Source organism: Christiangramia sp. 3-2217-3z, from assembly GCF_051195275.1.
Taxonomy (GTDB): Bacteria; Bacteroidota; Bacteroidia; order Flavobacteriales; family Flavobacteriaceae; genus Christiangramia; species Christiangramia marina.
In genome coordinates this window covers 350,917-363,682 of sequence record NZ_JBNJLI010000004.1, presented here as the reverse complement: position 1 = coordinate 363,682, position 12,766 = coordinate 350,917, and the positions used below count along the sequence as shown (strand labels likewise).

Below are 12,766 nucleotides of genomic sequence, written 5' to 3'. Positions count from 1 at the left end.
ATTTTCATTGGGTCTAGACCCAATGAAAAAAGAAAAATTGTGTAATTTAGAGCTGTCCGAAAACGGGTAAGTCTTCAAAAGGAGTAAATATTAAACAAAAGGATTATCTGTTATTGTCACCGGAACTTTTCGCAAGAGTGAAAAAATGTGGACTAAATAGGAGAGGAGTATGGCCTGAAAAGCGGCCAATATGGTCTATTTATCCTAATATGCAACAGAAAAACCAGGCCGCCAGTGAGCATCCTGCGATTTGGGTGGAGATAGAAATATGATCTTTAAAAATTCTCTCTAAAAATAAATTAATTCCTATAGAAGCAAATCTGTATTTCCTATGGCTATCGGAGCCGAGTCTCTTAAATAGCCCTCATATTGAGCCGTAACGGCCACACGAACTCTTAGTTATTGTACACTGTTTTTTGTACTGCTTATTATTTAATTATCTAATTCTTTACCTGCTAGTAAACTTTTGAAGTAGTCAGCAACTTTTGATGCACCTGTTTTTCCTCCATCATCGATATTTGATAAAATAACTATGGTGTAATTATCATCCATAAAATCCATTAGCTCACCGTGAATTCCAAACCATCCACCGCTGTGGCCAATTATAGTTTGATTATATCTATTATCGATGTCAATTCCATATCCTAAATGTGTATTATATCCTTTTACTTTGGGCTCCAACATCAAATCCGTTGTTTCCTTGTTCAATAATTTGTGGTTTCTCAAAGCTTTTGAAAACTTAAATAAATCTTCTACTGTAGAATAATAAAATCCAGCTGGAGATGCTTTAGATAAGTAATACTCATTCTTTTTTAGATTATCATTCTGACCAAATCCCGAGGTATATCCACTTGCTTTATTTTTTACTATAGAATCAACCTGAATTTCTGATGTTTCCATCATATTTGATGGTTCAAGAATATTCTTTCTTATATACTCGTAATAACTTTCTCCGGAAACTTTTTCAATTATTAAACCTAGAACCACGAAACCAGTTCCGCTATAGTCATATTTTGTTCCTGGTTTAGATAGTAGTGTATCATTTACAAACAGTGGTACAAAATCCGAAATTTTTTGATAATCTGAATTTTTAATTTTATCTAAATCAGTAACGAAAAAGTTGTTGAGTCCAGATGTATGTGTTAATAGTTGATGAACTGTTACTGAGTTCCGAACGGTTTCGTTTGGATAATCTGGTAAATATATTCCTATTGGTTGTTTAAGATCTAATTTATCTTGCTCATAAAGTTGTAAAGCTGCAACAGCTGTAAACATTTTTGTAATTGAAGCTATATTAAATTTAGTATCAATTTTATTTTCTACATCGTATTCTATACTTGAAAGTCCGTAAGCTCTTTTATCAATTATTTCATCCTTTTCAGCTACCAAAACTACTCCTGAAAACTCTGAACCATCAATGTTGTCTAAATACTTTTTAATTTGAGAATTTGTAGATTGAGAATGAGATAGATTAAATATGAATGTAAGTAGGAGTAGAATTTTGACTTTCATTGAAATTTGGTTTTTAAAATTGTCTACGAAGGTTACGGTTCGTATTTTGCAGCATTATGGACGCGGATTTGTCGGCTTAGTTTCGGTTTATTAGGAACCCAATTTAGTTCTTTTTCATAAAACCCGGAATTTGAGATGAACCGCTGTTGGGTTTAGTAGCAAGTAACAAGAATGAAGTTAATTTATTGATTTAATTATAATTAATAATGCCCTTTACAATTCCTTGAATCAAAACTTGATGAGAATTGGCTAAAATTGGGGAGTACGATTTATTAATTGAATGTAGGATTATATGACCATCATTTAAATAAAATTTTTTTATCAACACAACTTCATTATATACACAAACAATAATATCTCCATCTTCGGCGATATTCACTTTTTTAGCAATAATTAAATCACCACTCTTTATTTTTGGTTTCATTGAATCGCCTTTAGCCTGAACTAAGAAGGCTTCATCAGTAGAGAAGTTTATTAACTTAGAACTTATTGGTATGCGATCAATTGGATTTCCATCTAATAATGTTCCATTGGGACCGCATTGGGCCATGCCATATAAATTTAAATATGCAACTGGCTTTTCTGGTTCATCTAATAATTGATAATCTTTGGGGTTACTTGGATTTCTTTTCAAAAGCCCTTTTTTTTCTAGCTGTGTTATGTGGTGATGCACAACGCTAGGTGAGGATACACCCAATTCATCTTGCAACTCTCTAATTGTCAAAGGGTCTAAGATATTGCTTTGTAGCAATTTTAAAAGTGACCTTTGGGTTTCATGGAGTTTCATTTCATATCATTTTTACAAAATTAATGAAACTTTTTTATTTGTTCTAAATTTTGTTCTATAATTGTTATATTTGCTTTCAATGTTAAAATAAAAATTATGTCACAACCCGAAAAAACAGAAAAGTTTAAAATCATGGTTGATCAGAAACCATTTGAGGTCGAAAATAAATTTATAACTGGCTCCGAGATCAAAGTTTTGGTAAGTGCCCCTGCAAACTATGGAGTATGGTTAAAGGTTAACGGTCCAGGTGATGATATTGAAATTGAAAATAATGAGAAAATTGATTTATCTGATAAAGGAAGAGAGCACTTTTTTACAGGAGCTAAAACTACAACTGAAGGATAATGTTTTTACCAGAGTTTGATCGAGAATATTTGATTTCCAAAGGATATCAATTTGAAGAAATTGTTGAGGGAAATAGGAATGGATTAATTATTAAAAATTATATGCTTCCTTCTGGGAAATATAATCACGAAAGATCAGACTTATTAATTTTAATACCTCAAGGTTACCCTGATGCAAGACCTGATATGTGGTATTTTAATCCGCCAATTCTTCTTAAACCTTCAAATAGACCCGCCCGTCAAACTCAGGCTACAATTACTTTCGAGGGTAAGACATGGCAAAGATGGTCTAGACATTATCCTGCAAACGAATGGAGATCTGGAATTGATGGTATTCATACATATTTAAAAAAAGTAAAAACAGCATTATCAGTAGCTAGATGAAATATTCAATTACAATTAAAGAAGACTTATATGATCAATTGAAGAATCATTTATTAAGATCTGATGGTAAAGAAAGAGTTGGTTTTTTGATATGTGGAAGAGCACATGTCGACAACAAATTAGAAAATTTTTTAACTAAGGAAGTTGAATTATTAAATGACGATCAACTTTTAAAATCTGAAGCTTCTTTAGTTTCTTGGGATAATAATCATTTTATTAAAATTCTAAAAAAAGCTGAATCAAAAGGTTTTGCTGTAGTATTAATTCATAATCACCCTAGTGGTTTCAATCAATTTTCTAGTACTGATGATAAAGGTGAATATGAATTATTTCAATTAGCTTTTAATCGAAATGGAGGTGAAAGACCACACGGAAGTTTAATCTTAATGCCTGATGGATCACTTATAGGAAGAGTATGGAAATCAAATCTTGAAACTCAATCATTTGATATTATTAAGGTAATAGGTGAGAATATTAAACTTTGGTATCCCAATCGTCTAAGGAATTACGACACTCCCGAATCTTTTAATCGACAACAGTTGGCGTTCGGTAAAGCTTTGGTTCAAGATTTATCAAAGTTAACATTTACAGTCGTGGGAGCCGGTGCTACTGGTTCTGCTACTGCCTTAATGCTTGCTAGGTTGGGAGTTGGGGCAATCAATATAATTGATAAGGATACAGTTGAAGAATCTAATTTAAACCGATTGCATGGAGCAACTATTAAGGATGTAGGAAAGAATAAGGTTGAGGTTTTAAAAAATAGTATAGATATTATCGGTTTAAAAACGATTGTGAATGCTCATTCAGATTGGGTATCGACCAATAAAAGCATTGAACTTCTAAAGTCAAGTGATATAATTTTTGGTTGTACTGATGACAATGCTGGTAGGATATTATTAAATAGATTTGCTTATTTCTACTTAACGCCGGTAATTGATATGGGTTTGGTAATTTCTGTTAAAAACGATCCTCCTGAAATTCAAGATCTTCAAGGACGTATTTCATACTTATTTCCAGGAAGTGATTGCTTGTTAACCAAGGGTGTAATTAATACAGATCTCGCATACTCCGAAAATTTAAAAAGAAACTCTCCAGATAGATATGAGAGTTTGAAAGAAGAAGCCTATGTTTTGGGAGAAGGTAATCCTGCGCCATCAGTAGTTACATTTACTACTCAAGTTGCCTCCGTAGCTATTAACGAGTTTTTAAATCGTATGCAGAATTTCAATGTTAACGGTAAAGCAGCGCATAGAATAATATTTTTTCATCGCGGGATGGAACTAAAACCCTCAAATATAAAACACAATGAATGTAGGATTTGTGGAGATAGCTATTATTGGGGTAGAGGAGATATGAATCCATTTTTAGATATGGCTCTTTAAGAAATGAAAAATTTAAATATCTTTCAAAAAATTAGAAATTTTCTAATGTGGAAATTTAAGAAGTTTCGATATAGGACGATATTTATTGATGATAATCCTAAGCCAGAAAGTATAAGAAAAGATAGGATTTATATAGTCGGAGGTAAGGATTACGTTAAATGGGCTTATTTCAAATGTCCTGATAATTGTGGCGATATTATAATGTTATCATTGTCAGAGAATATGAACCCTTCTTGGAAAATTAAAATTGATAAATACGAAAGAATTACTTTATTTCCATCGGTAGATAAATTAGACGGTTGTAAAAGCCATTTCTGGCTTTCAAATGGCTCTATAAAATGGGCGGTTTCATAAAGATTTTATTAATTCTTATTTTTTTGCCCAACTAAGGTTTGATTAAGTTTTTTATTATAATGCTTTAACTTTTCTTTCTCGCTCGTCTGTTCTGAAGATTCAAGAGAGATAATATCGGATCTATCTCTAAAAGCTTCCAAAATAGAATTAATTTCGGTGGAGTTGAACTCCTCAACCAATGGCTTAAAACTAAGTAACTTCCAAAAAATTTCCGTGTGGTCAGGAATACACCATCCGAGTATTGTTATATAATTGTATTCTTTATTTGAATTAATATCATTTATAATTAACTCCTTTAGCATGTTTAGTAAATAAGTTTGATTTTTATGAAACTTCATTAAATAATTAAATGAATAATTTTTTAATTGTGTAGTGTCAATACTTTCTGAATTGTCTCTAATTATGGAGAAAAAATAATCCTTGCAAAAAGGATAGTTGTGATTCATCAAAATAAATGAAAGGTTTTCTCGAGTATTTACACTTATATTTTCATATTTTGAAATCATGTACATTTTATACAATTGATTTTCTCTGAATTTATAAGAAGGTATTAATGAGATTATAAAATTAACAGAAGAATCTACAATTTCACTATTCCCAGATTTTAAGTTTTCTATTGATTCATTTATCTGTTCAATTCTATATTCTTTTAAATGAGCATTAAACTTCTTCTTAGCCTTTTTCAGTGCTTGCCGAGCAGGTCTGATACCAAATATCCATACCAACAAAGGGAGACCTAAAGTGAGTAATCCGATAAGTATCGTTAAGTAAGTGTAATAGGTGCTGAAACCACTTAAAAGATAATTTTGTTTTTTAATTAGAGCTTCACCTGTTTCAATCGATTTTTCAAATTCTAATTTTTGTTGATCACTATTTATTTTCGATAACAAAATTTTAATTGAATCTCCGTTTCCTTCAAGTTCTTTTCTTAAAGCTATATTTTCCATTTTAATCTCTTCGAACTTTTCTTGGGTTAATCTATTTTGTTGAGAGATTTCTTCCCTTAAAATTTCAATTTCGTTTGATTTATTTGTGTCTTTACTTTGAGCATGGGCATTTATAGAAAAAATTATTGTGGTTATTAAGATGGTGGAGTTTAGTCTTTCCGAGAAATTACTTTTCATGTCAAAAATTAGATTCAATCTTATTGAGCTAAATTAATTTTATTATTGAAGAAATTAGTTCTAATACTTATAAATTGGTATCATGTTTTTGCTATTAAACCCAGCTCGTCATATCCTTTCAATTATACATTTTTATCCGGGTTTGCTCCTGGATTAACACAGGTCTACTTAGTCTATAACGCTTAATATTGCCAAACCTAAAACCTTAAAATTCCTAGTATCTTTCAAATAACCTGCTTCGTCCAGATTGCTCAAAAACCCCAACTCTATCAATACAGAAGGGGAAATGTCCATAGTTTCCCGAAGAACCTGAAAATCTGAAAATTTTACTCCGCGACTCCTTATGCCAGTACTTTGAGCGATTGATTTTTCTATTCGGTATGCTAAGTATGTGGATTCGTTTCGATTAGCACTGTTCCTACCGGAAACATATACTTCAATTCCTCTCGAACCTGGAGCAGGGGAGTGGTTGCAATGCAGGGAAATGAATAGATCGGCTTTAAGTGATCTGGCACTTTTAGATCTGTCACCTAAATAAATTAAAGTGTCTGAATAGCGAGTTAGATAAATTTCAAATTTATTCTGGAAAACTTCTTGATTCAGCTTTTGCAGGTACAGCGCTAATTTCAGCACGACCTCTTTTTCTTGTATACCGTTTATTCCTATAGCTCCGGAATCCCTGCCTCCATGTCCGGGATCGATGACAATATTTATTTTATCATTCCTTTTTAATTGCGCAGAAATATACTGGTGCGTAAGGATAAAACCTGCCATGAAAATGATCAATAAAATTGATTGCATGAGTCCCATAATTTCAGATTTGATTATTCAAAACTCAGACAATCAAAAGTTTTAATGAGAATATTTCAAAGTTTAACACCAACTCAAGTTAAAATTTGAACATTTAAAACGAGCCCTCCAGTTTCATAATAGATTCGATAAAAATTCATTCATCAAGTAGTCATCAATAACCTGTTTTAATAAACAGTCAAAAAACGAAACATCATGAAAAGATCTATTTACGCTACGCTTTTTTTGTCTCTTTTTTCTATTCCTCTTTTCGCACAGATAGGTGGAATAGAAAATTCTGTCGCAGACATTTCCGACACTATTAGAACCATTTTTCCAATCATTCTTGGAGTGATTTTTCTGGTGGGATTTCTCTTCAATGCGGGGCATTTTTTTGGTGAAAATGCCGATTTGAAAAAGGGAATTACCCGTGTGCTGGTTTTTGTACTCATCGCTGGAGCGGTGGTAGGAATTTTCACTTACCTAATTAGCATCGTTGTATAATGAAACAGTTCGAGGTATATAGGAATATTAGAAAAAGGGCCATGATTTGGGGACTCCCCATTACCATGTTCGCATTGATGATGATATGTGTAGTAGGTTCACTCATGGTGATTATTTTCTCCTTCAGCTTAACAATGATTATTGGGGTTTTTATTTGCAATACCTGCCTCTATATAATCCTGACCAGAATCTCAAACAATCCACGGCCCTTTCAATTCTCAAGTGTCTTTCCAAATATTATAAGCAATAAGAAATCAAGTCTTTTAAATTATGAAGAAAATTAACCTCACATCTTATTCACCGATCTCTGATATTCAGGACAATTTGGTATTTGCAAGCAATGGGAATCTTATTCTTTGCTATCAGGCTATGCTTCCCGAAATCTATTCATTATCAGAAAAGGATTTTGATGAACTGCATAGCACTTTTTTTCAGGCATTTAAATCGCTACCTGCATCCTGTGTTATTCACAAACAGGATGTTTATTTGAAGCAGGAGTATTCTTCAGTAAAGTTGCCTGATAAAACTTTTTTGGAAAAGGCTACCCACGACCATTTTAAAGGGCGGGAGTATATAGAACACCAAAGCTATTTGTTTTTCGTATTGACCAAAAACAAATCCTTAAACAATGCGAAATATAAAAACCCTTTTAGAAATGTTTCAAAAGCGATTCCTGAGACACTGGAGGTGAACATCCGGGACTTCATAAGTACGGTTTCAGATTCGGTTTCATACATCAATAATAGCCGTAAAGTCAGTTTAGTTCCTCTTGCCGCAGATAAAATTAAAAGCTTTAGTGAATCCTATTTCAATGGCTTCAATGAAGCTTGTGATACCGATATATTACTTGATAAGTCCGGCATTAATATAGGTGATAATTATTTTGATCTATTGTCCGTAAACAGTGAATTATGTTTCGGAGAAAGTGTACAAAGCAGCAAAAGAAACGAGCATTTTACCTCTGATGATTTTATTTTTCACCAGGGCTTTATTGACGGCTTAGGCCTGACCTTAAATGAAAACCATATTGTAAACCAGATCATTTATCTGGACGATAAACAAAAATGGAGAAAGCTGCTGGACAAAAAAATAGAAGAGCTCAGCAAAAGTTCCAATTTCGGATCTCAGAATAAAGTGATTCTTCAGAAAATTCAGCATATACAGGATCAGATCAATAATGATGATAGTTCCAGGATTATCCGCGGGCATTTGAATATCATCTATTGGACCGATGATGCTAGCAAGCTGCAAAGGATAACTTCCAGGATTAAGTCCGAATTCAAAGAACTGGATATTATACCTTATTATCCCGGTGGTGAAGAACGTAAGAATTATTTCCTGAACAGCTATTTCTGCTTTTCTCCCAATTTTTCAAATGAAGATTTATATGTCACCGATTTAAAGCATGCCTTGTGTATGCTCATAAATAATACAAATTATAAATCAGATTCCACCGGAATTATTTTCAATGACAGGGAGTATAATATCCCGGTTTTTAAAGATGTCTGGGATGAGAAAAAGAAGCGGATCAAGGCAAGAAATTTTGCAATTTTTGCCCCAACAGGAGAAGGCAAATCCTTTCTTGCCAATAATATCCTCCGTCAGTATTTTGAAAGTGGGGTTCGACTGGTGATCATTGATCTTGGAGGCTCTTATGCCAAATTTGCTAAATTATACCCTGGCAGTTATACTATTCTACGCTATAAAAAGGGAACAAATTTAGGCATCAATCCTTTTTATATAAATAACCTGAAAGATTTGACTCCTCAGCGCCTGGAGGATCTTGCAGATTTTCTTTTTGAATTGTTCGCTTCCGATTTAAAAGTTACTAAGGCGCAATCTGTTTCCACAAAAAAGATCCTACTCCATTATTATCAGAATGTTCCTATCCCACACTCGTTGGGCAGCTTTTATCGCTTTATAGAAGGAAATAAAAAGGATCTACTTGATCAATTAAAAGTTCATCCGGATTATTTCAATATAACCGACTTCCTCCACATCATGTCTGAGTATGTAGGAAATGGAATATATAGTTTTCTGTTTAAAGAGGGATTAGATCTAACCTATAAAATTGAAGATAAAAGGCTTATTGTCTTTGAATTGGATGAAGTAAAAGATAACAAGGAGATCCTTTCCGTAATGCTAAAATTGATTAAATCTGCTATACAAAGGACAATTTGGAGAAACCGTGCTGAAAAGGGAATTATCCTTTTTGATGAATTTGCTAAACAATTAAAATTCGAAAATGTCCTGGAAAGCGTGGAGTTTTATTACCAGGCTATCCGCAAACAGAATGGTGCGATAGGGATCATCCTTCAATCCATCAATCAGCTTCCAAATAATTCCACTTCAGCAAGTATCCTGGAGAATACTCAGGTCATTTATAGCCTCCAAAATGAAAAGGGATATGATGAGTTGAAAAAGCGTCTGAACCTTTCCATGCATGATTTAAATCAGCTGAAATCCATTAAAAACAACTTTGTCGGTCCGAGGATCTACACTGAAATATTTATAAAAATTGGTAAAGAGAGCAATATTTTCCGCCTGGAAGTACCGAAAGAAGCATATGCAGCATACCTCACAGATGGTTGGGAGAATGAGGAGATCATGAGGCTTTATGAAAAACATTCCAATATGGAAAAAGCAATAACTGAATTCACATCAAAAAACTAAAATTATGAATCATCAAACCAAAATTGCAATGCTGGCAATAATAATTGCCTTAATCATGCCCGCACGCGCTGCGAGCCAGGGAATGCCTGTTTATGACAACACCAATTTTATAAGCCTTGCAAAATCGCTTATAGAATCGGCCAAACAAACCTCACAGTTATTGAAAACTGTCAATTTCCTAAAACAACAAAAGGAGAATCTGGAGAAGGTAAATAGTGTGGTAAAGCAGTTAAAAGCAGTGCAGGAGATTGCCGAAAATAACCATCGGCTTTTTGATATAGTTCGGGATGATCTCAGGGAGATACTGAATTCACCGTATATCAAACCGGAAGAAGTGACCCGTATTTCAGACTCCTTTACTTCAATTATTGAAAACTCATTGGAAGACCTGGATTTTATAGACCAGATACTCTCCAGCGATTATTTAAAAATGACCGATGCTGAAAGAGCGTCCATCCTTAAAGAAAAGGAAATGAATTCTAAAGAAATGGTGGCCGAGATCAACCAGAAGACCCAACGCTATCGTGATATCATTTCCTTTCGGGAAATGCAGGATAAAATCAACAACAGGGAAACTGACTATTAAAAGGCTATGGGAGTTTTTTTAGGAATAGGGCTGGAATATGTGGATGCTGTTTTTCAGACGATCAAAAGCAGTGATTTTTCGCAATACACCATTGCCGGGATGAAAAGTCTCGGGGTTATGTTTTTCCTGGTAAATATCCTAAAAAAATACAATGAAGGAATTGCAGACAGAGATGGTTATACCTGGGGATTGAGTCCCGGAGAACTCGCTAAAAATTTTGTGGTCGTTTTACTGGTCATATTTTCAACGCAGGTGCTGGGTGTCTTTGATGGTATTTTGGTGGCAATTGAATCTAATTATCGTGATACTGCTCCTGCGCTTATACCGCTTCAGTTGCAGGATATAGATATCGAACAGGATGTAGGAGCTATAGAAGCAGCAAAAAAGGCCATGGCTTTGTTATATGAAGCTTTGGTAACTCCACTATATCCGGTGAAAGTGATCTCATTTATAATCGGATTGTTTTTATGGGTTTTAGATCTTTTTATTTATCCATTGTTTCTAGCAGAACGCTATTTCCTACTTGGCATCATGCAGGCTTTTTTCCCCTTGGTTATCAGCCTGGCCGTTTTTGAGAAATTCCGAAGTATGGCCTATAATTTTTTCAGGATGTATGCCGCGGTTTATATGCTCGTTCCTGCATTCTTCCTGGTAAATATTTTTGTAAATGTCATCAACCGATAACGGAATTATAAAAATTATTGTAGAAGCCGGATCAATAGCTTTTATCGTATTTCTGAAATTCAAACTCTATACCCGTGCCACATCATTCACCTTCAAACTATTTACCGCCTAATGAAAACAGCTTATCACAATATTTTCAGTGTTCTAAAGATCAACCGCCTAATAGTAATTACGGTGGTATGCGGAGCAGTTGTTACCAGCCTTTTTTCTGGATGGCTGGTTTATGACATGCACCGTGAAGCTCTAAATAATGCATTTGCAGTAAGTACAGATGGAGCAGTGATTCCCCTAAAATGGGTAGACCAAAAGGAAAATCTTAAGGTCGAAGCTCTGGCACACCTGGAATTATTTCACGGATATTTTTATGATATCGATGCGAGTAATTACGAAAAGAATCTTGAGAAAGCACTTTGGCTGGGGAATAGTTCGGTGGACAATGTTTACCGACAGAAGAAAGCCGATGGAGTTTATAACCGCTTACTTCAATATTCCCTCGTACAAAATGTGTTGAGCATAAACTCTGAACTAGACCTGGAACAGGAGCCGTTTCAATTTAAAACCATCACCATTTTTGAAATTAATCGGGGAAGTATTGTAGATACCTATGAACTCGTCTCTACCGGTAATCTGATTCAGGTGGATCGCAATTTCCCCAATAATACACACGGAATTTTAATTACCAATTATTTTGAAAACAGTTTAAAAAAGATTGAATATGAAAATTGAAAAAAATAAAGTCGTTATCGGGAGTATACTGGCGTTTGTAGTTATTTTTATCGTCTCCTATGCTGTTTTGGTTTTGGGTGATGATTCTGAAGAATTTGAACAGCTAAAACAAACCAACGTACCGGAACTGGAAGAAGAGCAGGAGCAATACAAATCGAAACTCGATGCCATTAATGCATTGAAGGAGGTCAGGGAAACCAATGCTCCAAGTATTTATGATGAAAAACTGATCGATTCCCTGGGCTTTTATGATCCAGACCTTCAAAACAAGGAAAAGGAGCGGATCGTTGACAGTATCTATAAATCTGGCAGGATCAATTATAACGAGAACAGCTATCGACGACCAAGTACTCAGATAAAAAAAGCTGAAGTAAAATTAACCGATTCCATCGTTCCAGAGATAAAGGAAAGTCTGGAAACTAACGAAATTGGACTGGAACATCAGTTATTTTTCTCTTCACAACCTTTGAAAAATAGAACCGAGATAGCATCAATCAATACAGATCCATATATCTATGTAGAAGTAGATGGCGAACAGGTGGTTAAAACTAATTCCAGACTACGTATGCGCCTGATAGAAAATGCAATGATAAATGCTAAACCTGTTCAGAAAAACACCCTTATTTATGGGTTTATCAGTTTTAAGCCAAATAGGGCGCTAATTGAAATTGAAAACATCCAACATCAACCAGTGAAATTGAAAGCATTTGATCTTCAGGATGGCAGTGAAGGAATCTATGTTGAAAATAGTTTCCGCAATGATGCCACCAGGGAAGTCATAAGTGATGTGGTGGAAGATATCAATGTAACCGGAGTACCTCAGATTTCGGGCATTAAAGACATATTCCAAAGAGATAACAAGAATATTAAAGTCACTATCACCAATAACTATAAAATCATTTTAAAGGCTCATTAAC

13 protein-coding genes and 1 pseudogene are annotated in these 12,766 nt (G+C 34.1%); 10 read left to right on the top strand and 4 right to left on the bottom strand.

What is annotated here, in order from left to right; all coding sequences use genetic code 11:
- Positions 1–432: 432 nt before the first annotated feature.
- Positions 433–1,512: a serine hydrolase domain-containing protein gene (locus tag ACSHZO_RS09915; RefSeq protein ID WP_298247272.1), complete on the bottom strand. Its 1,080-nt coding sequence runs from the start codon at positions 1,510–1,512 to the stop codon at positions 433–435.
- A 190-nt stretch (positions 1,513–1,702) separates the two neighbouring features.
- Positions 1,703–2,299: a LexA family protein gene (locus ACSHZO_RS09910; protein ID WP_298247271.1), complete on the bottom strand. Its 597-nt coding sequence runs from the start codon at positions 2,297–2,299 to the stop codon at positions 1,703–1,705.
- A gap of 96 nt (positions 2,300–2,395) precedes the next feature.
- Between ACSHZO_RS09910 and ACSHZO_RS09905 the strand changes: the two genes are divergently transcribed.
- The 4 genes from ACSHZO_RS09905 to ACSHZO_RS09890 are packed head-to-tail and all read left to right on the top strand — an operon-like array spanning position 2,396 to position 4,763.
- Positions 2,396–2,644 (top strand): multiubiquitin domain-containing protein, encoded by a 249-nt coding sequence (locus ACSHZO_RS09905; RefSeq protein WP_298247270.1) that lies wholly within the window; start codon positions 2,396–2,398, stop codon positions 2,642–2,644.
- Positions 2,644–3,027, top strand: a complete 384-nt coding sequence (locus tag ACSHZO_RS09900) for an E2/UBC family protein (protein WP_298247269.1) — start codon at positions 2,644–2,646, stop codon at positions 3,025–3,027. The genes ACSHZO_RS09905 and ACSHZO_RS09900 overlap by 1 nt, the downstream gene beginning before the upstream one ends.
- A complete protein-coding gene (locus ACSHZO_RS09895) occupies positions 3,024–4,409 on the top strand; it encodes a HesA/MoeB/ThiF family protein (protein WP_298247268.1) in 1,386 nt (461 codons plus the stop codon). The genes ACSHZO_RS09900 and ACSHZO_RS09895 overlap by 4 nt, the downstream gene beginning before the upstream one ends.
- A 3-nt stretch (positions 4,410–4,412) precedes the next feature.
- Positions 4,413–4,763 (top strand): DUF6527 family protein, encoded by a 351-nt coding sequence (locus ACSHZO_RS09890; RefSeq protein ID WP_298247267.1) that lies wholly within the window; start codon positions 4,413–4,415, stop codon positions 4,761–4,763.
- An 8-nt stretch (positions 4,764–4,771) separates the two neighbouring features.
- On the opposite strand, the gene ACSHZO_RS09885 is transcribed toward ACSHZO_RS09890, so the two are convergent.
- Both ACSHZO_RS09885 and ACSHZO_RS09880 read right to left on the bottom strand, forming a co-directional pair.
- Positions 4,772–5,887, bottom strand: coding sequence for a hypothetical protein (locus ACSHZO_RS09885; RefSeq protein ID WP_298247266.1), 1,116 nt, complete (start codon positions 5,885–5,887; stop codon positions 4,772–4,774).
- A 168-nt stretch (positions 5,888–6,055) separates the two neighbouring features.
- Positions 6,056–6,688 (bottom strand): N-acetylmuramoyl-L-alanine amidase family protein, encoded by a 633-nt coding sequence (locus ACSHZO_RS09880; RefSeq protein ID WP_298247265.1) that lies wholly within the window; start codon positions 6,686–6,688, stop codon positions 6,056–6,058.
- A 204-nt stretch (positions 6,689–6,892) separates the two neighbouring features.
- On the opposite strand from ACSHZO_RS09880, the gene ACSHZO_RS09875 reads away from it, so the two are divergent.
- The 6 genes and pseudogenes from ACSHZO_RS09875 to traM all read left to right on the top strand — a co-directional run bounded on the left by ACSHZO_RS09875 (position 6,893) and on the right by traM (position 12,765).
- Positions 6,893–7,180: a hypothetical protein gene (locus ACSHZO_RS09875; RefSeq protein ID WP_298247264.1), complete on the top strand. Its 288-nt coding sequence runs from the start codon at positions 6,893–6,895 to the stop codon at positions 7,178–7,180.
- A gap of 270 nt (positions 7,181–7,450) precedes the next feature.
- On the top strand, positions 7,451–9,853 hold the full coding sequence (locus ACSHZO_RS09870) for a TraG family conjugative transposon ATPase (RefSeq protein ID WP_298247262.1): 2,403 nt from the start codon (positions 7,451–7,453) through the stop codon (positions 9,851–9,853).
- 4 nt (positions 9,854–9,857) lie between these two features.
- Positions 9,858–10,439, top strand: a complete 582-nt coding sequence (locus ACSHZO_RS09865) for a conjugal transfer protein (RefSeq protein WP_298247261.1) — start codon at positions 9,858–9,860, stop codon at positions 10,437–10,439.
- Between the two features lie 6 nt (positions 10,440–10,445).
- Positions 10,446–11,235 (top strand): annotated as a pseudogene (locus ACSHZO_RS09860) (hypothetical protein).
- Entirely contained in the window at positions 11,235–11,849 is a 615-nt protein-coding gene (locus ACSHZO_RS09855) for a conjugal transfer protein TraK (RefSeq protein WP_298247260.1), read from the top strand. Before ACSHZO_RS09860 ends, ACSHZO_RS09855 begins: the two are co-directional and overlap by 1 nt.
- Positions 11,839–12,765 (top strand): conjugative transposon protein TraM, encoded by a 927-nt coding sequence (gene traM / locus ACSHZO_RS09850; RefSeq protein WP_298247259.1) that lies wholly within the window; start codon positions 11,839–11,841, stop codon positions 12,763–12,765. Before ACSHZO_RS09855 ends, traM begins: the two co-directional genes overlap by 11 nt.
- The last annotated feature ends 1 nt before the right edge of the window (position 12,766 follow it).

Coding starts and splice junctions, on each gene's coding strand:
- ACSHZO_RS09880 (WP_298247265.1), bottom strand. CDS start 6,688: ATGCAATCAATTTTATTGATCATTTTCATGGCAGGTTTTATCCTTACG.
- ACSHZO_RS09915 (WP_298247272.1), bottom strand. CDS start 1,512: ATGAAAGTCAAAATTCTACTCCTACTTACATTCATATTTAATCTATCT.
- ACSHZO_RS09890 (WP_298247267.1), top strand. CDS start 4,413: ATGAAAAATTTAAATATCTTTCAAAAAATTAGAAATTTTCTAATGTGG.
- ACSHZO_RS09875 (WP_298247264.1), top strand. CDS start 6,893: ATGAAAAGATCTATTTACGCTACGCTTTTTTTGTCTCTTTTTTCTATT.
- ACSHZO_RS09905 (WP_298247270.1), top strand. CDS start 2,396: ATGTCACAACCCGAAAAAACAGAAAAGTTTAAAATCATGGTTGATCAG.
- ACSHZO_RS09900 (WP_298247269.1), top strand. CDS start 2,644: ATGTTTTTACCAGAGTTTGATCGAGAATATTTGATTTCCAAAGGATAT.
- traM (WP_298247259.1), top strand. CDS start 11,839: ATGAAAATTGAAAAAAATAAAGTCGTTATCGGGAGTATACTGGCGTTT.
- ACSHZO_RS09885 (WP_298247266.1), bottom strand. CDS start 5,887: ATGAAAAGTAATTTCTCGGAAAGACTAAACTCCACCATCTTAATAACC.
- ACSHZO_RS09910 (WP_298247271.1), bottom strand. CDS start 2,299: ATGAAACTCCATGAAACCCAAAGGTCACTTTTAAAATTGCTACAAAGC.
- ACSHZO_RS09855 (WP_298247260.1), top strand. CDS start 11,235: ATGAAAACAGCTTATCACAATATTTTCAGTGTTCTAAAGATCAACCGC.
- ACSHZO_RS09865 (WP_298247261.1), top strand. CDS start 9,858: ATGAATCATCAAACCAAAATTGCAATGCTGGCAATAATAATTGCCTTA.
- ACSHZO_RS09895 (WP_298247268.1), top strand. CDS start 3,024: ATGAAATATTCAATTACAATTAAAGAAGACTTATATGATCAATTGAAG.
- ACSHZO_RS09870 (WP_298247262.1), top strand. CDS start 7,451: ATGAAGAAAATTAACCTCACATCTTATTCACCGATCTCTGATATTCAG.